A 22,751-nucleotide genomic window follows, 5' to 3' on the forward strand; every position below is an offset into this window, starting at 1 on the left:
GCATCATCGGTACCATCCGTCAGAACGTTGCCGCTCAACAGTTGTCCTTCAGTGCCGCTGTTTGTGTCAGCAACCGCCTGCGGACCGTCATCCTCGAAGCTGATCTGGCCGCCGACCAGCGCAGAATCCGTGTCCTGATCGCCATCGCCATCCGTGATGGTGACGGAGACAGACAGGTCGCTCGCGGAAAGATCCACCGCCTCGTCGTAGCTGTCGTAGCCGTTGGCGTCCGTCGCCTGGTCCGGATGGGACAGGGACAGATACTGCTCGACCGTCACAACGCCCGTATCCGGATTAATCGACAGCGCGAACGCCGCATCACCAGCAAACGAACCCGTGCCAGACGGGTCAACCTGGCCGACGATCACGGAACCGTCGCCGTTGACGTCCACCAGGATGATCGCATCACCGTCCGTAACGAAAAGGCCCGTCGAGGTCGACGTGAACGACAGCGCGTACTGCACAGAGTCCGCATCCGCAGCGCCATCCGCTCCGAACAGGGACGTCACGTCCACAAGTGCATCGCCGGTCACGGCCGACGCGATCGCCACGCCACCCGTGTTGGCAACATCCGGATCATCGCCCTTGGTGATCGCACCCGTGCTGATCACCGAGGCAACACCCGTCGACGGAGAACCCGCGTCCTGGTCACCCTCGTCAAGTGCTGCCGTGATGTTCGTATCGGCCGCAACGCTCACCTGCGGACCGTCGTCGTCGAATGTGATCTGCGAACCGACCTGTACGGTGATCGCTGCAACGTCGCCGTCGCTGTCGGTTGCCGTTGTAACGACACCGAGACCGCTGGCGGACAGGTCAAGCGTTTCGTCGAAACTGGAAGTATCGGAGTGCAGAAGCGACAGATACTGCTCGACCGTGACGATGCCGGTATCCGCATCGATCGAGATCGCAAATGCAGCTTCACCCGTGAAGGCGCCCTCCGTGACCACGCCGACGACCACACCGTCACCGACGGCAACCAGCTCGATGGCCGAACCGTCGGTCACGAAAAGACCCGTGCCGGAAGAAGTCAAGCTGAAGGTATATTGGGTGGAATCGCTCGCTGCGGGACCATCGGCGCCGAACACCACACTGGCAGCCACGATGGCAGACCCGGAGCCGGCGGACGCAATGACCGGACCGGCGGTCGTATCCACGTCCGGATCCGTACCCTTGGTGATGGCGCCCGTGTCAATGACACTCGCGGCCCCGACCGACGGAGAACCAGCATCCTGATCGCCCTCGTCGAGATCGGCAAAGATATTGGCTTCGATTTCGGCGCTGACGGACGGTACGTCATCGACGACGGTGAAGTCGAAGGTGCCGATATCATTGAACCCGTTGGCGTCTTCCGCGAGAATCCGGATCCCTTCGATAACGGCGTCCAGGTCTGTGGCAAACTCGTGCGGGAAGGCCTCAAGCAGCATCACGTCGATGGCGACCTCTTCCACGGCACCCGGATCGATGTTGCCGTCGAAGTTGATCGTCAGAAGTACGACCGGCACGCCGTCCGCCAGGATCGTCAGTTCGCGGCCGTCGCTCGACAGCTCGTATGTGAAGGTCGCAGTGAGGGATTCGCCCGTCACATTCGTCGTCATCAGCGAGAGAGGCCCGGTACCACCGTTATACGGATCGAACACGACATCGGTAACGTTTGAGGAACCGGCCTGGATCGTCGCAATGAAAGTCGTGTTTTCGCCGGTTTCCGTGGGCGTCGTGCCAGCAGGAAGGTCCGGGTCCTCAACGATGCCCGCGTCGACTTCCCCATCGGGGAGGATCGAGATGATGATGAGCGGTGTCGGCGCAGGGGAATCTTCCTCGGGCACGAAGTCCGCAAACAGCTCGCGCTCTTCCAGAACCGGGAACTGCAGCGCGGTCGGGCCGAGGAGGTCGAGGATCGGACCGGCTTCGCCGAGGTTTGCGTTGACGACGTCGAAGTTGCCGCCGGCGCTGTCGGGGGTAGAGGTCGCAACCAGCGTGCCGTTCGGACCCGCGGCGATGTTGATGCCGCTTTCACCAAGGGCGGCGATCAGTGTTTCCTGCGGGATCTCGACGTTGTCGATGATGAAGGTCGGAACGTTCAGCGCTCCGTTCAGGATCGTGATTTCAGTGCCGTCCGGCTGGACCAGAATGAGGTTCGAGCCCTCGATCAGGGCGTTGTCCAGCGAAATGTTGGCGGGCAGAAGGACCTGGTTTTCCGCGTTCGCCGCGAAAACGTCGGGACCGGCGCCGGAGCCGGGCTGAGCCTCGGGGGCTTCGGCCTCGGCCGTTTCGCCGGCATCAACCGGAACGATCTCTTCCGTAGCCGCTTGCGCGACCGTCAATTCATTTGTTGAAGAATCGGCTGAAACGCTTGCATTTCCTGTATCGACCGACGGGTCGACTGCATTCGATTCATTGGTGACGGCTTGAAAATCGGCGCCGGTGTTTTCTGTGGACATGATGAACCTCCGTAAACTTAACGGTAGGTAAACGCCAAACCCCTGCAACTGCAAGACTCTCGCAACGGTATTGCATATAATGTTATGCAAGATGATAAAATTTTAATTTAAAGTTAACAGGAGCACATATGATTTTATGCAAAACGACTAGCTTAAAAAAATACATAAAATTGTATCTTATACTTTAAGTTGTAATTTTCCCTGTTTCTGAACGACACGTTAATGCGGGTTTCCTAGCCTCGGCGCAAACGAGGACGGAACTCCATGAACCAATTGTCTCGCCATGTGTGCCGCAAGGTTTCCAGCCAGCCCTCCCGCCGGGTTTTCCGTTTGGGCCGCGCAGTCCGTTTGTGCCTGATCGCCGCCGGAACCCTGACCGGCTTTCAAGGCGCATCCGCCCTGGCAGCGGCAGGAATGCTCAAGCCTGGATTGGCGAGCTCCGGCGCGGCGCCGGCCCAGATCGAAAGAACGTCGCTAGCCACACCGTCGCTGCCCTTTCCTGAAAACGGCGGTGCAGAAGGTGACGGGAAGCAAACGGCAAAGCGCGCCTCCACCGAGCCCCGGACAATCACGCTCCCCCGCTCCTTGAGGTCAGTGGGCCGGAAGACGGTGCGCCGGTTCAAGGTTCAGAAGCCCGCCTCCAAACCGCTGGCCACGTCACGCCGTTCGCCCGAAGGACCGGACGCGGACCGCTCCTCCGGCAGCAGCTTCTTCGGCTCGACCGCCATCCCCTTTGCCAACATCGCCAATGCAAAGGACTGGGACAGGGTTCGTCACCGCAAGATCGAGGCCCTGGAAGCGGCCACCTGTTCGAGCGCCGACTGCAAGGCGCGCTACGCTGTCCTTGCATCCTATTCCCGTCCGGACAGCGGCAACTCGTTCTTCCAGAAGCTGGACACGGTGAACCGCATCGTCAACCGGAACATCCGCTATCAGGAAGACCAGGCGACCTACCAGCGGCTGGACTACTGGGCGTCACCTGACGAGATCGCTCGCAGCGGCGTGGGCGACTGCGAGGACTTCGCCATTCTGAAATACGCCATGCTCCTAGAAGCCGGCGTGCCGGAATCCAGCATGTCGCTTGTGGTTCTGAAGGACATGCAACGCAATCTCTTCCACGCGGTTCTGGCGGTCAGTACAAACAAGGGCCACTTCATCCTCGACAACACCGTCAACCGTGTTTACCGGGACCGGGAGATCGCCCACTACCGGCCGATGTTCTCCTTCTCCACCGACAGATCCTGGATCCACGGCACCCCGAAAGACGGCAAGATGCAGCAGGTCTCCTCGCTGGAAGCCGTTGCCCCCAGCCTCGACCGGTGGACGGAGACCGGCCCGCGCAAGGCTGCCGCCACACAGGACTGGCAGGATCTTTATCCGGTGGAACGGAACTGACCGTTTAACGGCCGGTTCCCGGGAAGAATATCAGGCGACGACGAAGCCAAGCACCATCGTGTGCCGCCATTCCGGTGCCAGCAGGGCGTTGATGGTGCCACGCACCCGGCGCTCGTTCACGCCAATGGCAAAGCCGACACTGACCGGCCGGTTCCGGGTCTCCCGCAGGCGGCTGATCAGCTTGTCCATCGGCAGGTCGATCAACAGCCGCAGGGGCGCATCCGGCGACTGAAAGTCGGTGCCTGCAAGATTGGTTCTGACAAATTTCAGGAAAGCCTGGTTGGTAAACCGCAATTGCCTGTTGGCGGACAGGGCGAACACGGGCGACGGGCAGGCCTCCACGAGGTGCTGCACGCTGGCTTCGGAAAACCACGCCCGGTCTTCCTCCACTTTCTCCGTCATGGCGTGTATGCAGGCATGCCTGACCGCCGAGGTCAGGTTCTTCTCGTTGAGCTGGGCCCTGGCAATGGTATCGACGGCCTCCCCGACGGAGATCTGATACTCCCCGGCGACGAGTTTCAAGGCTTCCCAGAAGGACCGCTCCAGACGAAGCGCCCGCCGGCCACCCTCAACCGTCACGGCCTTGAAAACCGGCTCCGAGGCATCCGTGTGCGCCCGGTCCACCAGTTTCTGGAACGCTGTCATGAAATCGTCGGCCATCAGCGCTCCGTGAACGCCTCCTGTCTGGCCTTGTTGACCGGCTTGAGGAGGTATTGAAGGATGGTCTTGTGACCGGTCAGAATATCGACGGTACAGATCATGCCGGGCGTGATCCGGTATTGCCGCCCCTTGCGCTCAAGATACGCCTTCTTTGTCCTGACCCGAACCTCGAAATAGGGTTCACCGCTCCGTTCGTCGACAAAAGAGTCGGAACTCACATTCACGACTTCCCCTTCCAGGCCGCCATAGATCGAAAAATCGAATGCGGAGATTTTCACCAGGGCTTCCTGGCCGGGCACGACAAAGGCTACGTCCCGGGGTGAAATCCTTGCTTCTACCAGGAGCTCATCCGAGGTCGGCACCACTTCGGCGACCTGATCGCCCGCGTTGACGAACGAACCGATGGTATTGACTTCCAGCGCATTGATGATGCCGTCCACGGGAGAGCGGATATCGGTGCGCGCAACGCGGTTCGACTGGCCCTTTTCCGACTGTTCCAGTACCGACAATTGCGCCAGCGCGTCGGTCTTTTCCGTCAAGGCCTCCTGGCGGTACTTGAGATCGAGTTCTTCCAGCTGGAACTGGGCTTCCGCAATGGCGCCTTCAATCCTTGGCAGCGATTCTTCCAGAGCGTTGATCTGGCCCTGGTAGTCGTTGACGTCCCGCTGCGCCCGGATGAGTTCGGTCTTGGCAATAAGCCTCTGTTCGGCCATCGGCGCCAGCAGCTCCAGCTCGTCCTGGCTGCTTTTCAGATTGCCGCTCAGCCGGTCGAGATTGGCCTGAGCTTCATCACGTTCCTTCTCGCGCTGCAGGAGCCGCTGTTCCAGAATCGATCGCGTCGACCGGAAGGCGTTGCGCCTCGTGTTCATCAGGTTGACTTCGTTGATGCAGATTTCCGGCGCCGACTTGAAGACAAGTTCGGGACACAGGAAGGCCTGCTCCGTCCCGCCCGAGCCTTCCACGTCCAGCCGGGCCACCTTTGCCTGCAAGGCTCGCACCTGCGCCTGCACTTCACCCAGCTCCGAGGTCGTGGCGGTATCGTCGAGGCGGATGATCAGGTCCCCCACATTCACCTGCTCGCCGATACGGACCGCGATTTCCTTCACGACACCCGGTTCGGTTGCCTGCACCGACTGCGTCCTGGAAGCGGGAATGACCCTGCCGTCGCCCCGGGTGATTTCGTCCACTTCCGTAAAGTAGGACCACAGCACCGCAACGAAAACGAGCCCGCAGAGGATCAGCACCAGTCGCCTGGAAGCGTTGGCCGTGGTTTCCCTTGCCCCGGAAGCTTCCAGAACCGGCAGACCTGCCTTGAGGGTTTTTCCGAACATGCTCACCTGGCCTGCACGGATCTGGCCCGCGCCTTCATGGCTTCCAGCACACTGTCCTTGGGTCCGTCGGCGACGACCGCACCACGGTCAAGGACGATCAGCCGGTCCACAAGCTCCAGCAGGCTGTAGCGATGGGTTGAAATGATCATCGTGACGTCCGGTCCGAAGGCCTCCGCAAGATTGCCGATCAGTCTTCTCTCCGTCGCCATGTCGAGGGCACCGGAGGGCTCGTCCAGAAAAACGATCTTGGGCCTGGACAATAGAAGCCTGGTCATTGCCACGGCTTGCCGCTGGCCGCCCGACAGGCTCGACCCGCGTTCTCCGACCAGAAGATCGTATCCTCTGGGGTGTTGCATGGCAAATTCGTCGACCCCGGTCTTCTGTGCGGCCGCCAGTATTTCATCATCGCTTGCCTGCGGATTGGCCAGCTTGAGATTGTGCTTCAGGGTGCCGGTGAACAGGTCGACGGACTGGCCGACATAGGCGATTGCGGACCGGAGTTCGGCCGGATGGTACTGCCGCGCATCGATGCCGTTGATCAGGATGCGCCCATCCGTCGGGCTGTAGAGGTTCGTCAGGATCCGGCCGAGCGTCGTCTTTCCCGAACCGATCTTGCCGATAACGCCGACGCGTTCGCCGGACTTCACGGAGAAGGACACCTTGTTGAGCACGTCCGTGTCCGTACGCGGATAGCGGAAGGTGACATTCTGAAAAGAGAAATCTCCGGAAACGACCGGACGGTTGACGAAGCCCACGCTGGCGGGACGTTCCTCCTGCTGGCCCATGATACTGTCGAGGATCCTGAGCGACAGGAGTGCCTGCCGCATTCGGGCAAGCGTCATGGCAATCTGGGACAGCGGCGCAACGGTCCGCGACGACAGCATGACCGCGGCGATGATCGCCCCCGTGGTCAGGTCCCCCTGTGAAAACCGGTAGGCACCTGCGATCACCACAAAGATGGAGACCAGTTGCTGAATGAGCTGCGTCAGGTTGAGCGCGGTGGAGGACAGCCGCTTGAGGTCCTCCGAAGTGCTGGACGCGCTCTTTGTCAGCAAGGCCCAGTTTGCCAGCAGGGACGCTTCTGCCCGCAGGGATTTGATGGTTTCCAGCGTGGCAACGGATTCAACCAGCAGGGCCTGCCGTTGGGCCGCTTCATTCGAGGCACGCGCGACCCGGCTGCCGATGCGCGCCTGAGCCACGAGACCGATAATCAGCGCCAGAAGGAAAGCGGTCGCCGGTATGAAGCACACCCAGCCGGCCACAAGATAGATCACCCCCAGGAACACGAAGATGAACATTGCATCGATAAGGGTCACCAGCGTATTGGACGCAAAGAATTCCCTGACGAATTCCATCTGGCTTATCCGGCTGACATACTCGCCGGTGGAGGTGGTGCTCTCTTCAAGCTTGGAATGCAATACCTTGTCGAACAGGCGGTAGGACAGGTTCCGGTCGAGCTCGCGGGCGGTCTTGTCGATGATCCCGGACCGGGCCGTTCGCAACAGGAAATCGAATATCATCGCCAGCCCGACGCCGATCGCAAGGGCCAGCAGGGTGGACGTCGCCTTGTTCGGCAGAACGCGGTCATAGACGTTCATGATGAAGATCGGCGACGCCAGCGCGAGCGTATTGATGAAGAAGGCGGCGACGGCAATGCTTGCATAGCTGCGCCAGAACCGCCGGATCGGCCCGAACAGCCAGTGATTGCGCTCGATGCTGTTCAGGTCTTCGCCGAAAGCGCGTTCGGCATCGTTGAGATAGACCAGAAACAGGGAAAAGGAGCCGACAATCTTGCGGCCCTCGTAGGTTTGCCGGATGGGTTTGGCCGGTTCGAACTGGAAAGTCCCGTCATCCAGCCAGACCAGGCACGGATAATGCGACGCATCGGAGATGAGCTTGGTGCCAGCGGAAAAACGCGCCTCCACGCCGATGCGCTCCAGCAGCCAGACGATATTGTCCTCAATATCCGACTGGAACTCTGGCACGCCGGAAAACAGGATCGTGTCGGTATCCGGTCGCCCGAAATGCCGGGCGACCCGCCGAACAGCCCTCTTGAGACTTTCCGTACTGATCGTGGAGCGCTCTGCACCCTTGTCGGCTACATCGCCATCAGACTCTATCCGCACTGGTCGACCTTCCTGAAGCTAAGCTTCCCGATCGTTGTCAGCGGATAGGTGCCAGCAGATCCATTGGCAGGCCGCTTTCCTGGCGGGACGGTACCCGTGCATAGGTCTCCGTCGGCTGGGTCGGCGGAACCTTGAATTCCTCGCGGGCATAAGCCTCGGCCTGCGGACGAGACTCCAGCCCGAGCGTGTCCAGCAGGGTACCGGTTGCCGCCAACAGCTTGTAGTCCGCGAAAAGCGAACTGAACTGGGCAGTGTAAGCGAGAACCTCAACGTTGTAGCGCGTGTTCTGCGCATCAAGCACATCCAGAAGCGAGCGCTGTCCGACGTCGAATTGCTGGCTATAGGACTTCACCAGAAGCGCGCTCTGGTTTGCCTGGCGCTGCAGGGTCTGGGCAAGCTGGGCCTGCCTGCCACGCTGATCCCAGGCATCGCGAACCGATTCCTCGATTTCACGGAACGTCTGATGGAGAACCAGACGGGCTTCGCTGGCCCGGCGGATCTGTTCCTGGGTATTTGCCTTCGCGATTCCGCCGTTGAAAATTCGCCAGCGGCCGACAATGCGGGCCTGGAAGTCATGGGTACGGCCGTCATCGCCGTCAATGTCGTAACCTGTCCGGGCACGGCCTTCCAGGAAAACCTCCGGCAACTGCCCGGCACGGGCCGCCTTGACTTCCGCATCAGCGACGTCGACATCGGCATTCGCCAGATGGACGCGCGGATTGTGCGAACGGGCCTTGCCGATCGCCGCGGCCAGAGAGCCCGGCAGGCGGCTCCTGACGCTCGCCGGCATGCTGGCATTGCCGAGCGGTTTGCCGACCAGCTTCAGAAAGCGGATCTCGGCAGCGGATTTTTCCCGTTCAGCTTCCTGAAGGCGGGCTTCGGCGGCAAGAACGCGTTCCTGTACCTGCTGACGGTCCGCTTCCGTCAGGGTGCCGGCGGAAATGGAGGAAGAGATGTTCCCCTGGATCTGCCGGTGATAATTCAGATTGCTGCGGGTCGCCTGGACGATCTTCACTTGCAGGAGATATTCCAGATATTCGCGAACGACCTGCAAACCGATATATTCGCTGCGCTCCAGAACACGGAAGGAGGCGCTGTCGACGCGCGCGGCCTGGCGATTCTTTTCCGCCAGGCGACCACCGCCGTTGAAGAGGGTCTGGGTAACGACGGCGGAAAATTCCGTGGGGGTCAGGGCATCATCTTCGGTTCCGAGCGCGCGCCGGCTATCGTTGTCCAGCCTGCGAACGCCAACGGAGCCTTCAAGGTCGACACGCGGCAGATAAAGACCGCGCGCCTGCCGAAGCTCGAATTCGATCGCCTCGCGGTTCTGAGCGGCCTGCCCGATCTCCGGGTTGCTCTCAACCGCGGTTCCGACCGCCTCATGCAAGGAAATGGCATTCGCCGGCGACCACATTGCCACCGAGCAGAGGAGAACGCCCGAAAGCGCTGCCCGTTTCAAAACATTTGCCATTTATAAACCCCAGAAATGCGTCAAACCCATCAAGCGCTTTTATACTGCAACCTACCCCTGAGGCAACCGAGCTGGCCGCGAAACGTCAACAAGTTTGAAAAATGTGGCAACTTAACAACACCTCAAGATTGTTGGTTGCACCTATTTCACAATCACGAGGTCACCGATCCGGACCTGCTGATAGAGGTGAACGACGTCCTCATTGGTGAGTCTGATGCACCCCGAGGAGACGGCCTGCCCGATGGTCCAGGGCTGGTTCGTGCCGTGAATCCTGTAAAGCGTATTGCCGAGATAAAGCGCCCGGGCACCGAGAGGATTCTCGACCCCGCCCTCCATGCGGACCGGGAGCGTGACACCACGCGCGGCCTCCCGTTGCCGCATTTCGGCAGGCGGCGTCCATGAAGGCCACTCCGCCTTGCGGGAAATCCGCTGCTTTCCTTTCCAGGTGAAGCCTTCGCGACCGACACCGATGCCGTAGCGCATCGCCTTGCCGTCCCCCTCGACCCGATAAAGCCTTTTTGCACCGGTATCGATAATGATCGTACCTGCCTTGTAACTTCCTTCAAACGGCACGAGCTCCCGCTCAACCGGGCTCTTGCCGTAAACACCGAAACCCGGCCGGACCTTCTTGCCTTCCTTGCGGACCCACTTGTTCCGCGCCGCATCGAAAACCAGCACGGATTCCGCCTCGGCAGGGTCGGGCCCGACAATGCCGGCATTCAGGGTCAACGCCATCACCAGCACCAAAAAAGCCGCTTTCATGCGGGACGCACACGTGATTCCGGAGTTTCCCATCAGGTCACTTACCTTTCCAAATCCTGCCAGACAAAGGCGCACAAAAACGCCGCCATCAGAGTCGCGAAAGACGGCGGCGGCATCGGCGGAAGCACCGAAACGCAAGGGTGAAACAATCACCCTCGCTTAACGTAGCGCAAACTTTGGGATATGGGTAGTCGCAGCCTGCAACCGGGCTTCAGGGAAGATGCGCCCCTGAACACAGCGCCAAGCGTCCCACCCCCGCAATCCGAAGGCACCTCAGGCCGGAATGGCCTGAGGCTCGACAGTCAGCTCGCCAGGATAGTCGTCACGCACCTCGACCGGCTTCGTACGGATGGACGGAACAGCCTCCACCGCTCCCTCCAGAAACCGTTCGCAAGCCCCTTCGTCCAGAGCATCCAGATCGGGGACACCCTGAAAAATGCAGCCGCGGACGCCCAGCTCCAGCGGACGTTCGGCAGCACCCGCTCCGACGACGATTCTGCCGGCATCCCGAGAAATTCTGCAACCGATCCGCCGTGCTTCCTCCCGGTCGGCGCCCCACAAGACAATCGCAAAATGGTCCGGTCCGATCCTGCCGACAACATCGGTCGACCTGACAGCGGATACGATGGCCGCAGCAGTCAGGCGGACGGCGTCGATACCGGCGTTGCAGCTGTTTCCGGAACAATTGCCGGTCGGCAAGCCCGCACGAACAACAAGGAAAGCGCCCGCCTGCCCGGGCTTTTCGCGTCCGCTGCACTCGACAATTGAGGAAAAGGCCGCACGGTTGGGAAGCCCCGTCAGCCAATCATGTGTCGCAAGGTAATTTACCTTATGACGCAGAGACGCCACCCGGCCGCGAAGATAACAGATCCAAACGAGCAGCGGGACAGAGGCAAGCCCCGGCAACAGGAAGGACAGAATAAGATTTCTGCCTAAGGAACTGATCGATTCAAAAAACAGGATTAGATAAGTTGAGAATGCCGACAAGATAAAAACCGAAAGGGCACCCACAAACACGAAGGTTACATTTCTTGTTATTTTTACATTCGCTCCATACATCTCCTTCTCCATCAAGCCCGAACACTGACGGCACAAGTCAATGAGATTTTAGATTTGCAGAAGCTGATCTGTTTTTATAGTTTCTGCCTAAACACACTTCAAAATTTATACAATAATGGTAAAATTGCAATCAAAAATCGTATAAAAGACAATTACACTGAAAACTAGTCGCCAGGGTTGCAGAGCAGATTTCAAAGTCGCGGTCGGCCTTAGATTGCCTGCCGAAGCGCACGCAATGATGCGCTCATGCTCGCTGCCACTGACGGACCGACTGTATTTCTTCCTGGCAGGGACAGCGGTTTTCAACACGTCTTGCCGGAACCGTTTCAATGGAAGCCGGCTGCAGCTGCTGCACGTGCTGCCGCCCTATGATTGCATTTGCAAGACCTGGATCTCAGAACCGGAACGTTTCAGACCTGATCCGATCCATCAGATGCCGAGACTGAACACCTAGTGCCGGACCACGGTCATCGGGAAATCCGCGGACTTCTGGAAATAAGGCGTCGCGGTAACCTCACCACCCTCACCGGCGAACTGGCCACTCGCCTCACGGAACAGATAATCGACGTCGGGATGTCCTTCGAACAGGATGCCTCCGACGCGCAGGTCCAGTGAGCTGGCAGTTCCCGGCTCGATCTGAATGGCACCGCAATCCTCGTAAATCCTCCGACCGACCTGCCGGGCCTCTTCCTCGGTCGCTCCCCAAAGAAAGATAGCGAAAAGATCGGGACCGATCCTGCCGACGAGGTCCGTTGACCTCACGGCAGAAACGATCGCAGCCGCCGTCAGACTGACGGCATCGTTGCCGAAGCTGACACCGTGTTGGGAAACGCCGTTGTCCGGGATACCCGCCCGCACGATGAGAAATGCGCCGGACGAACCGTTCTTGTCCGCTGAAAGGGTTTTTCTGCGCTCTGCGAGAGAAGAGAACGCGACGCCGTTCGGCAGGCCCGTCAGCCGGTCGTGCGTGGCGAGATAGTTGGAATGACGACGCAGTGCCGAAACCTGCCGGCGCAGGAATATGACCCAGGAAAGCAGCGGCGCCCCCACCAGAACCGGCAAAGCCACGGCCAGGACCATGTTCCTGCCGAAAGGCGACAGCGAATCGGAAAAGAAAAGCAGATAGTTCAGGCAAATCGAGACGGCCACAAACACCAAGGTGCCACAGACCAGCAGAAACGGACCGTTATCCCAGCGCGGCTTCAACCCTAGCATCACAAACTCCAGTAGAAAACTTTCCCGGACAGTAGTTCCGTTTCACCTTCCAAGCCGTAACGAATATTGATTCAATTTTACTAAAAAAGATGCCCCGCTTCACAATTTCCTTGTGTTTTCCCAAGGCAAGTTTGAATACAAATCCGCCGCTACCAACCAAGAATTGCAGTCACTAACGTAAGGGAAGACGGTAGTTGAGTGAAAGTTCCCTTCAGGCGTGCACAGGCAAAAGCGCTCCCGAAGCGATCAGCGCGGGTGTGCCTTTTTGTGGCGAGGGATCAGGTATCGCTCCGTGACGATGGGCTCAGCGCTTACAGAAGGTCTCCAGGCAGGCAATGACGTTTCCAACGTCATCTTCCTTGTGCAAGCCTGCAAAGGACAACTTTGTCTTGGGAACAGCCTTTCGGCCTTGTCAAAAAAACAGTCAAAGTTGCGCCGTCCCACACGAGACCGCCACCGGCTTCTCCATCATGCTGTTTGAGTATTTGAAGCCTTCAACCTGCCCCGCCGGGTGACCGGTGTTCCCGTTCAGAGCACGCCCGGCCTTGTTCTCGGCTCCATCACCGACCGCGTGGCAGGCAATGCATTCCTTGAAAACCTTTTCGCCGGTACAAACCCGCCGGCGTAGCGCGTCAACGCGGTACGTGGCACAGAAGAAGGGGAATGCCTCTGCACTCCTTGACATCGTTCAAGCCAGAGACGTTGTGCTTTCCGGCAGATGCCCGACAATTGAAGCGTCTGGTCTTCAGGTCCGCAATTCAACGTAGGTGACCCTACCCGGCACTTGTGCGAAGTACCGCAAAAAGGATACAGGTTTCAGGCCGCACGGGACGAGGACCACAACACATGCCGACGGAACGTCACAGGAAGATTGCCCAGAACTCTCTGTTGCTAAAAAGCTTTCCGCAGGAGATCCGGGAGATGGTGCTCGGAAAGTCCAGCTGGCGCGAATATGACCGTGGCGAAACGCTTTTTCTTCAGGGAGAAACGGCACAGGCTGTCCACATCGTCACCGACGGCTGGGTCAAGCTCTACCGTATCGCCCCCAATGGCGGCGAGGCGGTTGTGAATGTCTTCACGAAGGGCGAAAGTTTCGGCGAGGCGGTTGCCTTCCGCGGCCAGGCCTATCCGGTTTCGGCGGAAGCGGTGACCAGTTGCGAAGTCATGCGCATTCCGAGCGTTGCGATCCTGGAGGCCATGCGCAAGGATCCGGACATCGCCGTAACCGTGCTGGCATCCACGTTTGCCCATCTCCACTCGCTCGTCTCCCAGCTCGAACAACTCAAGGCCCAGACAGGGCCGCAGCGTGTTGCCGAATTTCTGCTGGAACTGTGCGAACAGGAAACAGGCAGCTGCAAGGTCACCCTTCCCTACGACAAATTCCTGATTGCCGGCCGCCTTGGCATGAAACCGGAAAGCCTGTCGCGGTCCTTCGCCCGCCTGAAGACGGTCGGTGTTCACGTCGTCCGGAACGTGGCGGAAATCGATGACATAGACCGGCTGCGCGCCTTCTCCGAAGAAGATCCGGTCGAAGCCTGGCACAAGTCATGATAACGAAGCTCGACACCGCTCTCGCCGCAATCGACGACGCCAATTCCGCTGACCCCAACCAGGACGGCGGACAGCCCGCCTCGAAGCTTTACGGGCAGCGCATGAGCGAAGAACTCGACCGCCTGTTTCCGGAGGCTTCCGATTCATTGAAGCTCGCCGCCAGGGGCCAGCATATCGAGCGCTGGATCCTGCCGCGCGGCACCTATCCGCAAGGCAAGGCGGGCTACCACGCCTGGCGGCGCGACCTGGCAAAGCATCATGCCAGCCGCGTCGGTGCCATCATGGCGCAAGCCGGTTACGCGGAAGACGAGATCGACGCGGCGGCCCGCATGCTGCGCAAGGAAGGCATCAAGCGGCACGCGGACGTCCAGGCCCTCGAAGACGTCATCTGCTTTGTCTTTCTGAAATGGTATTTCGCCCCCTTCGCAGCCAAGCATCCGGACGACAAGGTGCAGGACATCGTGCAGAAAACCGCACGCAAGATGTCGGAAGCAGCCCGGGCGCGGGTGCTCCGCGAGTTCGACCTGCCGGAATCGCTGGCGGCCGCCTTCAAAAGTTGAGCTGCGGCGCCAGATAAAGCCCGAGCAGCAGCAGGCAATAGATCCCGAGAACCCAGCTGAAACCGGCGAGCCAGCCCGGTGCCTGCCAGAGCCCGAGATAGCGCGAGACAATGACACGCGCCTTCAGGAAGGCGAGCGCAAGGACGACCGTGCCCGTTAACGCGGCTTCGAACTGCGCGCCAGTAAAGGCCGCCACCGCGACGGACCCCGCACTCAGGGCCGTCAGGGCCAGGAAGGCTCGAAGGGTCGGGTCCAGAGTTCTCATCTTTCAGCCCAGCAGATAGATGACCGGGAACAGCAGCACCCAGACCAGGTCGACCATGTGCCAGAACGCGGTGCCGGTCTCGATATTGCGCGGCTCGTCCTTCCACGCCACCAGGCCGAGGATCACGATCCCCGCCACCACATGAGCCGCGTGAAATCCGGTCAGCAGATAATAGAAGGTGAAGAAGGGATGGGTTTCGGTGGAAATGCCCACGCCCGCCTTTTGCGCGAATTCATAACCCTTGATCACCAGGAAGACGACGCCGAGCCCCATGGCAGCGGCCAGGTGCCAGCGCGCTGCCGTTCTTCGAGCGTTTTCCCTCAAGTTGAGGCTGCGGGCGGCAAGGTAGCCGCTGGAGATCAGCACCATCGTATTGATCCCGGCGAGCGCCGGGTAAAGATGCGCGCGCGCTGCGGCAAAGCCTTCCGGGTCGGTGATCCGCACGCCCAGAAAGGCAGCGAGCCCGGCTCCGAAGACGAGCAACTCGCTGACGATCAGAACCCACATGAGGAGTTCGCCGGGCAACTCGTCCACAGCACCCGTGCCCACGCCGGCACCCGATGCGTTCACCTCATCCACCGACCAGCTGCCGGTAGATCTGCGGCAGGGCCTGCGTCAGCCGGTCCGGATGCGGGATCACCGCAAAGCCGCCCTGGCCGAAGAGGCGCGGGAACCACGACTTTCCGGTCTTGTCGATGGTGACACCGAAGACGGACTGCCCGGCCCGCCGGGCTTCCCGTACCGCCATTCGCGTGTCCTCAATGCCGTGGCGGCCTTCGTAGTGATCAAGATCGTTCGGTTTGCCGTCGGTGATCACCAGAAGGAGCTTGCGCTTGCGGGACTGCTCCGCCAATTCCTTGGAGGCATGCCGCATCGCCGCGCCGAGCCGGGTGTAGAAACCCGGCCTGAGCCCGCTGATCCGCTGTTCCACAAGCGCAGACATCGGCTCATCGAACCCCTTGCAGCTTTGCACGTAGACACGCTGGCGCTTCAGGGAGGAAAAGGCGGAGATGGCGAAATCGTCACCACAGGCATTCAGCCCCCAGGCCAGCGCCGTCAGCGCTTCGCGCTCGATGTCGATGACCGCACGGTCCGCGACGGCGCTTTCCGTCGATCGCGACACGTCGAGCAGGATCGAGACCGCCAGGTCCCGGGCTTCGGGACGGGTCTGCAGCCAGATCCGGTCGTTACCCGCACCGCCTGCCCGGCGCTCCGCCTCGGAGCGGACAACCGCGTCCAGATCCAGGCGGTCGCCTTCCAGGTGACCCCGCGTCGTCACCCGTCCGGGCCGCAGGGCCTCGAACTGCTTCTTCACGGACCGGATACGCCGGGCCGCCCGCGGGTCGCGGGCAACGGACGCCATGTCCGGATCCGGATCGGCGACACTCGCCAGAACGCAGACATGATCCTGCAGATAGCGGCCGGTGCGCACGTCCCATTCCGGATAAAGCGTCTTGCCGGACAACCGTTCCCGGTCGACGTCCTCCGGTGCAAGGTCCAGATGCAGCTTCAGGCGCGTCGCAGGTGCCTTGGAAATCTGGCCGAGACCGATTTCATCATGATCCTCGGCGGCCTTCTTGGCATTGTCGTTGTCGTCGTCATCGACCCGGCGGTTGAGGTTCAGGAACTCCGCCCAGCTGAGGATAGCCTCGAACTTGTGCAGGATCAGGCTGTCCTTGCGTTCCGCCTGGTCGGCCTGGCGCCGGCGCGCGCGAACCGTCTTGTTCCCTGCCTCCTCGGGCGTTCCGTCCGTTTCCCGGCTCTCGACTTCATCGGCGCAGGAAAACACCACGTCGCGCAAATCGGGCCAGACCGGCACCGGACGGAACGGACGGTAGCCACGCGGCGCGGCGATCCCTTCAAGGTCGCCGGTTTCCAGCCTTTCCATCAAGGCGCGGGTCTTCGGAGGCAGATCCGCCGGATCGCCCAGCATGTGGCGGACGATCCGCTCCACACTGGCTTCCATCGCGGGCAAGTTCGCGGCCGGTCTTTGCGCCAGCGATTGTTCGCTCAGGGCGGAATAAAGCGCGCCGAGACCCGGCGCGTCGGCAAGCGCTTGCCGGGTCATCGCCAAGATGGCCCGAAGCGCCTGCAGATCCGCGCGCAGGGGATCATCCTCAGGCTGGTGCCCCGGTGCATTCGCCGCCAGCGCCGTCAACCAGATATAGAGCGCGGCATTCGCCTCGCGCGTCGGAAAGACGGCAAGTCTGGCGGGCAACCGCAGGATCTCGCCGTCGAAACTCGCCCGCGGCACGATTTCAGCTTCTGTGCCGAGCCGCCTCAGAAATCCGAGACGGTGGCGGGAGACCTCTTCGGAAACCGGGCGGAGCTCTACATTGTGAGCTCCGCCCAACCCCCGAAAGAGGACTGCAAGACGCCCGCCGACCTCATTGAGGTCGACCGCGGCTCCATGATGCACCTCCGGCGCATCCAGGCGGCTTGCAAATGCGTGCCACAGTTTCCCGACCGTTTCTTCGGGTTCCCATGGCTCGATGTCGATCCTGCCCATCGGTCTGGCCTCACCCAAACACGGCCGTGACAAGATCAAGGAGCCCGCGTTTCACATCCTCATCGTCCGTGAGCGGTTCGATCATCGCCGCCAGGATGGCACGCTCGACCGGCATGCCCTGGGCAATGAGGGTTGCGGCATAAACGACAAGTCGGGTCGAGACCCCCTCTTCCAGATCCTGACCCTTGAGGGCACGAAGCTTTCCGGCCAGCCGGACAAGGGCGGCGACCCGGTCGCGGTCCAGTCCGCTTTCCTCCGCCACGACTTCCGTTTCCAGATCCGGAGCGGGAAAGTCGAATTCCAGTGAAATGAAGCGCTGCCGGGTGGAAGGCTTCAGTGTCTTCAGGATGTTCTGGTAGCCGGGATTGTAGGAGGCAACCAGCATGAAGCCGGGGGCGGCCACCAGTTCTTCGCCGGTTCGGTCGATCGGCAGCGTCCGGCGGTCATCCGTCAGCGGGTGCAGGACAACAGTCACGTCCTTGCGGGCTTCGACAACCTCGTCGAGATAGCAGATCGCCCCTTCCCGCACGGCCCTCGTCAGCGGCCCGTCGACCCAGACGGTCTCGCCGCCCTTCAGGAGATACCGTCCGATCAGGTCGGCAGCGGCCAGGTCGTCGTGACAGGCGACCGTATAGAGCTTGCGTCCGAGCTTCGCCGCCATGTGGGCGACAAAGCGGGTCTTGCCGCAGCCGGTCGGTCCCTTGAGCAGAACCGGCAGGCCGTTCTTGTGCGCGGCTTCGAAGACATCGAGTTCGTCGCCTTGCGCCAGGTAGAAGGGGGCGGCGGCCGCCCCCTTTGCCAGAGAAACGCTTCCTTCCATTGTCCCTTACTCCGCTGGAGCGCTGGCGGTGGCGCCCGGTTCGACGACTTCACGCCTCGGCATGGCGATCGCATAGATGAACAGAAGGGCACCCAGTACGAAGACCACGCCCGCGCCGAAGCGCATCCAGTAGAAGAGGGCCAGCTGGTCCTGGACATCCATGTAGTACTCGCCCAGCACCCGCTGCAGGTGCGTCTGGATGGTGCCGGCGAAAGTCAGCACGAAGGTCATGAAGGACATGCCGCCGGCCATCAGCCAGAAGGAGGCCATGTTGAGCACCTGGTTATAGGGATCGCGGCCGCGCAGCATCGGCATGGCATAGCTGATGATCGCCAGGTTAAGCGAAACATAGGCGCCGAAGAAGGCCAGGTGCCCGTGGGCCGCGGTGATCTGGGTTCCGTGGGTGTAGTAGTTGACACCGTGCAGCGTGTGCAGGAAGCCCCAGACGCCGGCGCCGAAGAAGGCGAGCGTTGCGCAGCCGAGCGACCACAGCAGGGCAGCCTTGTTCGGATGATCGCGCCGGCCCTTCCACACCATGACGAAGGCGAAGGCCATCATTGCGAAGAACGGGATCACTTCCAGCGACGAGAAGATCGATCCGATCCACTGCCAGTAACCGGGCGTACCGATCCAGTAGTAGTGGTGGCCGGTGCCGAGGATGCCCGAGAACAGGGCTGCGGCAACGATGACATAGAGCCATTTCTCGACGACTTCCCGGTCCACCCCGGTCAGCTTCAGCATCAGGTAGGCCAGAACGGAAGCCATGATCAGTTCCCAGACGCCTTCCACCCACAGGTGAACGATGTTCCACCAGTACTGCTTGTCGAGCGACAGGTTGCTGGGGTTGTAGAAGCTGAAGAGGAACAGCAGCGCCAGACCCCACAGGCCGAGCAGGAGGATGTTGGTGATCGCGGTTTTCTTGCCCTTCAGCACCGTCATGGTGATGTTGTAGAGGAATATGAGAGCCGCAACGACGATGCCCATTTTTACCCATTTGGGTTGTTCGATGAACTCGCGTCCTTCCTTGCCCAGCAGCCAGTTGCCCTCAAACGGGTTGAAGACATAGGTCAGCACTGCGCCGAGCGTTCCCACCACCAGGATGATGAGCTGCAGATAGGCGAGCTTCTGGGAATGGATTTCCCGTTCCGCTTCTTCCGGTATCAGGAAATAGGCCGATCCCATGAAGCCGAGCAGCAGCCATACGATCAGTGCGTTGGTATGCAGCATCCGGACGATGTTGAACGGCAGCAGTTCGGAGAGAAAATTGGGCGAGACATAGATCCAGCCCGCGAGCAGTCCGCCCAGAACCTGAACGGCGAACAGGGCGAGCGCAACGGCGAAATACGCCAGCGCTACCTTTTGAGATTGATACTTCATCTTGGTGTTCCTTCCGCGTTCAAATCAGCCGGCGTCATTCGGCGGCCAGTCCTGAGCGTCGATCTTGTCGGTCCAGATCAGGAAATTTGCGAGGTCGCGGATTTCCTCGTCCGTAAGATTGAACTGAGGCATTTGTCGGCGGCCTTCGATTCCTGTCGGCTGAGCTTCCATCCAGCCTTTGAGCGTTTCGAATGCCGCTTCCGGATCGTCCAGGACGCCCCAGCGGGTCATCACGTTGCCGACTTCCGGCGCGTAATAGGCGCCTTCACCCAGTATCGTGTGGCAATTGATGCAGGCCTTGTCTTCCCACACTCGTTTGCCTGCAGCTACGCTGTCCGTCAGCGTACTCGCGTTTGTCGACGTACTTGTGATGTACAGATGACTGTGCACCGACAAGGCGACGAATATGATGATGAAGAATAATGACCCGCCATAGAATATATTTCGGGCCATGCTTTTGGTCATGACTTCGCGCATCGCGCGCTCCTTTCCCCCGAGTTGAACCTGCCGGGAGGGTGACAGCGCGTGGCCGCTTTTCCTTAACCAAAGTCAAGTGCGGTGAAACAGACTCGATTGTGCCATTGGCATAAGGCTTCAGACTCATAACCAGTCACGGAGAACCGCGCGCTTCCAAGGTCCGTCGAATACGATCGTTGTCATGGCCTTTTCCCCAGGCAGAAAGCCTATCGCCGGGATGAATGGCAACAGAACCTCTGCGCCGGTGGGTTCGGAGACATTGGCTCCGGTGAGGTGAAAGGCAATTGGTCCGCCTTTGTTGCCGCTCAGGGCGCGGATTTTGGTTCCCGGACCAGCGGACAATGCGATTGCAAAGGATTTTCCCGGGGCCATAGACATCTGGCGCATCGATCCAGCGACCGCCCGACTTCAAGACATGAATGATGCTGCTGATCACCCGCCGGTCATCGGGACGGGCCCTGCCTCGTGTGTCGGTTGGCAAAACAGCTGCAGCTTTGAAAATTGCTCATAGCCGAGCCGGAAGAACCCATCAGACATCGCCAAACGACTGTTCAGGAGCTGGAATCAAACTTCAGCTGATTTGCACAGTCATTTTATGGGTCCGAAGCCTAAGGGCCGCGTTCCGCCAGCATGACAAGCAATGACGGGGATCGGCGCGGTACGGATTGAGGCAGGAGCATGGTGAAAAACCACACCTGCGACAATTCTGCACAATCCGGCATTGGGTAACTGGAAACAAGCTCCTGTATTTCAAGTGTTTTCCAGTTTCTGCGCCGAAAATCCCGATTTCCCGCTCCCTGCACGTAAACCTGCCTCAAAGCTTCAAGTTAACGAAAGTCAAGGAACGGGCGTCCCAGTTGCACGAGGTTCGCCACTGCCTCACCAGCATCTGGAGTTTGAGAATGTCACATCCAAGACTGATAAGAAGGACGGGCCGTGCGTTAGCCGCCAGCCTTGCGCTGTGGTTGGGCAGCGCGGCGTTGCCCGTCCTTGCGGAGGGCCCAACGTTAAGCGAGGAAGCCTTCGAGCATTCCAAGCAGCTTTACTTCGAGCAGTGCGCCGGTTGCCACGGCGTTCTGCGTAAAGGTGCTACGGGTAAGAACCTCGAGCCGCACTGGAAGAAAACGGCAGCCGATGGAACGGTTACCGAAGGCGGCACGCTTAAGCTGGGCCAGGAACGGCTTGAGAAGATCATCGCCTGGGGAACCGAAGGCGGCATGAACAACTTCTCGGACATTCTGACCGAGCAGGAAATCAAGGATCTGTCGACCTACATCATGATGGAGCCGCCCAAGCCACCGGAAATGTCGCTGGCTCAGATGAAGGCGACCCGGAAGATCTATGTCGAGGAAAAGGACTACCCGACCGAGCCGCTTCATGGCCGGAACTGGGAGAACTTCTTCGTCGTGATCGAGCGTGACGTAGGCAAGGTCGCCATCATCGACGGCGATACCAAGGAAGTGCTCGCGCACATCCCGACCGGCTACGCCGTGCACGTTATCAAGGCGTCCGAGCACCATAACCTGAGCGAACCGGAAGACCCGGGCCGTTTCTGGTACACGATGGGCCGTGACGGCAAGATGACCAAGATCGACCTCTGGCAAACGCCGGACAAGATGCTGGTCTCTGAAGTCAAGATTGCATACGACGCGCGCGATGTCGCGATATCAGGTGATGGCAAGTATGTGATCGGCGGCGGTTATTGGCCTCCGCACTTCGCAATCGTCGACGCAACAACCATGGAACCGTTGAAGGTTGTCTCGACCCGCGGCATGAACGTTGACGGCGAGTATGTGGAAGAAAGCCGTGTGGCTGCTATCTACACCACGCCGAATGAGCCGACCTGGCTTGTTGCTGTCAAAGAACTGGGCCAGATGTGGCAGGTCGACTATTCCGACCTGGACAATCTGCGGATCGACAAGATCGATTCTGCCAAGTTCCTGCACGACGGCTTCTTTGATCCGACAGGCCGCTATTTCCAGATCGCCGCTAACGCGTCGAACAAGATGGTTGTCGTCGATACCAAGGAGCGCAAGCTCGAGGCTATGATCGACACCGCCGCCTTGCCGCATCCCGGCCCGGGCGCCAACTGGAACGACCCGAATTGTGGTCCTGTTGCGGGTACGACCCACCTGGGCGTTGGCACCGTGACTGTTTGGGGCAACGACCCGGAACAGCACGCGGACAAGGCCTGGCAGGTCTGCTACGAAGTGGAGACCGACGGTCCCGGCCTCTTCATCCGGACGCATCCGAACTCGAAATACGTCTGGGCTGACCAGACCAAGCATCCGGAACCGGAAATCCAGCAGTCCGTTCAGGTGATCTCGAAAGAAACCGGTGAAATCGTGAAAACGATCCAGATCACCGATGAGGAAGGCAACGCTGCCGTCCATTTCGAGTTCAACAAGGACGGTACGGAAGTCTGGGTTTCCAAGTGGAACCTGGCAGACTCCAAGGAACCGAACGGAGAAATCGTCGTCTACGACGCCGAGACGCTTGAAGAAAAAGCACGGATCAAGGGGCTCTATGCTCCGACCGGCAAGTTCAACGTCTACAACCGTTCGAACCATGTCACCTGACGTGATTTAGCGATCACGAGAAGGGCGGGCGAATCGCCCGCCCTTCTTTTTGCCAGCGGTGTCGGGACTGCATCAAAAGATGGTCACCCGGAGTTACGGAGTCGTTCCCCGCGCCTGCAATGCGATCGCTGCCTATCCGTTCAAGGGTTGGCAGAG

The 22,751-nt window shown here is 60.1% G+C and carries 20 protein-coding genes; 4 read left to right on the top strand and 16 right to left on the bottom strand.

Annotated features, from left to right (window positions below; all coding sequences use genetic code 11):
• Positions 1 to 2,438 (bottom strand): DUF5801 repeats-in-toxin domain-containing protein (locus ACQY7U_RS09665; RefSeq protein ID WP_428643892.1); only part of this gene is annotated, 2,438 nt, incomplete at its 3' end.
• Positions 2,439 to 2,702: 264 nt separating this feature from the next.
• Between ACQY7U_RS09665 and ACQY7U_RS09670 the strand changes: the two genes are divergently transcribed.
• A complete protein-coding gene (locus tag ACQY7U_RS09670; protein WP_428643894.1) occupies positions 2,703 to 3,833 on the top strand; it encodes a transglutaminase-like cysteine peptidase in 1,131 nt (376 codons plus the stop codon).
• Positions 3,834 to 3,863: 30 nt separating this feature from the next.
• On the opposite strand, the gene ACQY7U_RS09675 is transcribed toward ACQY7U_RS09670, so the two are convergent.
• From ACQY7U_RS09675 to ACQY7U_RS09710, 8 genes are all read right to left on the bottom strand, one after another.
• Positions 3,864 to 4,493 carry a ribbon-helix-helix domain-containing protein gene (locus tag ACQY7U_RS09675; protein ID WP_428643895.1) on the bottom strand — a complete coding sequence of 210 codons (630 nt, stop codon included), beginning with the start codon at positions 4,491 to 4,493 and terminating at the stop codon, positions 3,864 to 3,866.
• On the bottom strand, positions 4,493 to 5,824 hold the full coding sequence (locus ACQY7U_RS09680) for an HlyD family type I secretion periplasmic adaptor subunit (RefSeq protein ID WP_428643897.1): 1,332 nt from the start codon (positions 5,822 to 5,824) through the stop codon (positions 4,493 to 4,495). The genes ACQY7U_RS09675 and ACQY7U_RS09680 overlap by 1 nt, the downstream gene beginning before the upstream one ends.
• A gap of 2 nt (positions 5,825 to 5,826) precedes the next feature.
• A complete protein-coding gene (locus ACQY7U_RS09685; protein WP_428644044.1) occupies positions 5,827 to 7,944 on the bottom strand; it encodes a type I secretion system permease/ATPase in 2,118 nt (705 codons plus the stop codon).
• Positions 7,945 to 7,987: 43 nt separating this feature from the next.
• Positions 7,988 to 9,421 carry a TolC family protein gene (locus ACQY7U_RS09690; protein ID WP_428643899.1) on the bottom strand — a complete coding sequence of 478 codons (1,434 nt, stop codon included), beginning with the start codon at positions 9,419 to 9,421 and terminating at the stop codon, positions 7,988 to 7,990.
• Between the two features lie 141 nt (positions 9,422 to 9,562).
• Positions 9,563 to 10,183, bottom strand: coding sequence for a L,D-transpeptidase (locus ACQY7U_RS09695; RefSeq protein WP_428643902.1), 621 nt, complete (start codon positions 10,181 to 10,183; stop codon positions 9,563 to 9,565).
• 273 nt (positions 10,184 to 10,456) lie between these two features.
• Entirely contained in the window at positions 10,457 to 11,032 is a 576-nt protein-coding gene (locus tag ACQY7U_RS09700; protein ID WP_428643905.1) for a GGDEF domain-containing protein, read from the bottom strand.
• 660 nt (positions 11,033 to 11,692) lie between these two features.
• The gene (locus ACQY7U_RS09705; RefSeq protein WP_428643906.1) at positions 11,693 to 12,457 is read right to left on the bottom strand and encodes a GGDEF domain-containing protein; all 765 of its coding nucleotides are present in this window, start codon (positions 12,455 to 12,457) and stop codon (positions 11,693 to 11,695) included.
• Positions 12,458 to 12,881: 424 nt separating this feature from the next.
• Positions 12,882 to 13,142, bottom strand: a complete 261-nt coding sequence (locus ACQY7U_RS09710) for a c-type cytochrome (protein WP_428643909.1) — start codon at positions 13,140 to 13,142, stop codon at positions 12,882 to 12,884.
• 161 nt (positions 13,143 to 13,303) lie between these two features.
• On the opposite strand from ACQY7U_RS09710, the gene ACQY7U_RS09715 reads away from it, so the two are divergent.
• Both ACQY7U_RS09715 and ACQY7U_RS09720 read left to right on the top strand, forming a co-directional pair.
• Entirely contained in the window at positions 13,304 to 14,008 is a 705-nt protein-coding gene (locus ACQY7U_RS09715; RefSeq protein ID WP_428643911.1) for a Crp/Fnr family transcriptional regulator, read from the top strand.
• Complete coding sequence (locus tag ACQY7U_RS09720; protein WP_428643913.1) at positions 14,005 to 14,568, top strand: DUF4202 domain-containing protein; 564 nt, start codon at positions 14,005 to 14,007, stop codon at positions 14,566 to 14,568. Before ACQY7U_RS09715 ends, ACQY7U_RS09720 begins: the two co-directional genes overlap by 4 nt.
• Here ACQY7U_RS09720 and ACQY7U_RS09725 read toward each other — a convergent pair.
• From ACQY7U_RS09725 to ACQY7U_RS09755, 7 genes are all read right to left on the bottom strand, one after another.
• Entirely contained in the window at positions 14,558 to 14,833 is a 276-nt protein-coding gene (locus ACQY7U_RS09725; RefSeq protein WP_428643916.1) for a hypothetical protein, read from the bottom strand. The two genes, ACQY7U_RS09720 and ACQY7U_RS09725, sit on opposite strands and share 11 nt — an antisense overlap.
• Positions 14,834 to 14,836: 3 nt before the next feature.
• The gene (locus ACQY7U_RS09730) at positions 14,837 to 15,403 is read right to left on the bottom strand and encodes a cytochrome c oxidase subunit 3 family protein (protein WP_428643917.1); all 567 of its coding nucleotides are present in this window, start codon (positions 15,401 to 15,403) and stop codon (positions 14,837 to 14,839) included.
• A gap of 1 nt (position 15,404) precedes the next feature.
• Positions 15,405 to 17,342: a nitric oxide reductase activation protein NorD gene (locus ACQY7U_RS09735; RefSeq protein WP_428643919.1), complete on the bottom strand. Its 1,938-nt coding sequence runs from the start codon at positions 17,340 to 17,342 to the stop codon at positions 15,405 to 15,407.
• A 10-nt stretch (positions 17,343 to 17,352) separates the two neighbouring features.
• Entirely contained in the window at positions 17,353 to 18,162 is an 810-nt protein-coding gene (locus ACQY7U_RS09740; RefSeq protein ID WP_428643920.1) for a CbbQ/NirQ/NorQ/GpvN family protein, read from the bottom strand.
• A 6-nt stretch (positions 18,163 to 18,168) separates the two neighbouring features.
• Positions 18,169 to 19,539, bottom strand: coding sequence for a cbb3-type cytochrome c oxidase subunit I (locus tag ACQY7U_RS09745; protein ID WP_428643921.1), 1,371 nt, complete (start codon positions 19,537 to 19,539; stop codon positions 18,169 to 18,171).
• A 24-nt stretch (positions 19,540 to 19,563) separates the two neighbouring features.
• Positions 19,564 to 20,016: a c-type cytochrome gene (locus ACQY7U_RS09750; protein WP_428643922.1), complete on the bottom strand. Its 453-nt coding sequence runs from the start codon at positions 20,014 to 20,016 to the stop codon at positions 19,564 to 19,566.
• 133 nt (positions 20,017 to 20,149) lie between these two features.
• Positions 20,150 to 20,497, bottom strand: coding sequence for a transposase (locus tag ACQY7U_RS09755; protein ID WP_428643924.1), 348 nt, complete (start codon positions 20,495 to 20,497; stop codon positions 20,150 to 20,152).
• Between the two features lie 421 nt (positions 20,498 to 20,918).
• Here ACQY7U_RS09755 and ACQY7U_RS09760 point away from each other — a divergent pair, with 421 nt between their 5' ends.
• The gene (locus tag ACQY7U_RS09760) at positions 20,919 to 22,595 is read left to right on the top strand and encodes a cytochrome D1 domain-containing protein (RefSeq protein WP_428643927.1); all 1,677 of its coding nucleotides are present in this window, start codon (positions 20,919 to 20,921) and stop codon (positions 22,593 to 22,595) included.
• Positions 22,596 to 22,751 lie beyond the last annotated feature (156 nt).

The organism is Roseibium sp. (assembly GCF_050301095.1).
Taxonomy (GTDB): Bacteria; Pseudomonadota; Alphaproteobacteria; order Rhizobiales; family Stappiaceae; genus Roseibium.

Excerpts from the sequence above, each read along its gene's own strand:
- ACQY7U_RS09740 (WP_428643920.1), bottom strand. The coding sequence starts at position 18,162 with ATGGAAGGAAGCGTTTCTCTGGCAAAGGGGGCGGCCGCCGCCCCCTTC.
- ACQY7U_RS09720 (WP_428643913.1), top strand. The coding sequence starts at position 14,005 with ATGATAACGAAGCTCGACACCGCTCTCGCCGCAATCGACGACGCCAAT.
- ACQY7U_RS09725 (WP_428643916.1), bottom strand. The coding sequence starts at position 14,833 with ATGAGAACTCTGGACCCGACCCTTCGAGCCTTCCTGGCCCTGACGGCC.
- ACQY7U_RS09715 (WP_428643911.1), top strand. The coding sequence starts at position 13,304 with ATGCCGACGGAACGTCACAGGAAGATTGCCCAGAACTCTCTGTTGCTA.
- ACQY7U_RS09710 (WP_428643909.1), bottom strand. The coding sequence starts at position 13,142 with ATGTCAAGGAGTGCAGAGGCATTCCCCTTCTTCTGTGCCACGTACCGC.
- ACQY7U_RS09735 (WP_428643919.1), bottom strand. The coding sequence starts at position 17,342 with ATGGGCAGGATCGACATCGAGCCATGGGAACCCGAAGAAACGGTCGGG.
- ACQY7U_RS09705 (WP_428643906.1), bottom strand. The coding sequence starts at position 12,457 with ATGCTAGGGTTGAAGCCGCGCTGGGATAACGGTCCGTTTCTGCTGGTC.
- ACQY7U_RS09680 (WP_428643897.1), bottom strand. The coding sequence starts at position 5,824 with ATGTTCGGAAAAACCCTCAAGGCAGGTCTGCCGGTTCTGGAAGCTTCC.
- ACQY7U_RS09760 (WP_428643927.1), top strand. The coding sequence starts at position 20,919 with ATGTCACATCCAAGACTGATAAGAAGGACGGGCCGTGCGTTAGCCGCC.
- ACQY7U_RS09675 (WP_428643895.1), bottom strand. The coding sequence starts at position 4,493 with ATGGCCGACGATTTCATGACAGCGTTCCAGAAACTGGTGGACCGGGCG.
- ACQY7U_RS09745 (WP_428643921.1), bottom strand. The coding sequence starts at position 19,539 with ATGAAGTATCAATCTCAAAAGGTAGCGCTGGCGTATTTCGCCGTTGCG.
- ACQY7U_RS09690 (WP_428643899.1), bottom strand. The coding sequence starts at position 9,421 with ATGGCAAATGTTTTGAAACGGGCAGCGCTTTCGGGCGTTCTCCTCTGC.
- ACQY7U_RS09670 (WP_428643894.1), top strand. The coding sequence starts at position 2,703 with ATGAACCAATTGTCTCGCCATGTGTGCCGCAAGGTTTCCAGCCAGCCC.
- ACQY7U_RS09750 (WP_428643922.1), bottom strand. The coding sequence starts at position 20,016 with ATGCGCGAAGTCATGACCAAAAGCATGGCCCGAAATATATTCTATGGC.
- ACQY7U_RS09695 (WP_428643902.1), bottom strand. The coding sequence starts at position 10,183 with ATGAAAGCGGCTTTTTTGGTGCTGGTGATGGCGTTGACCCTGAATGCC.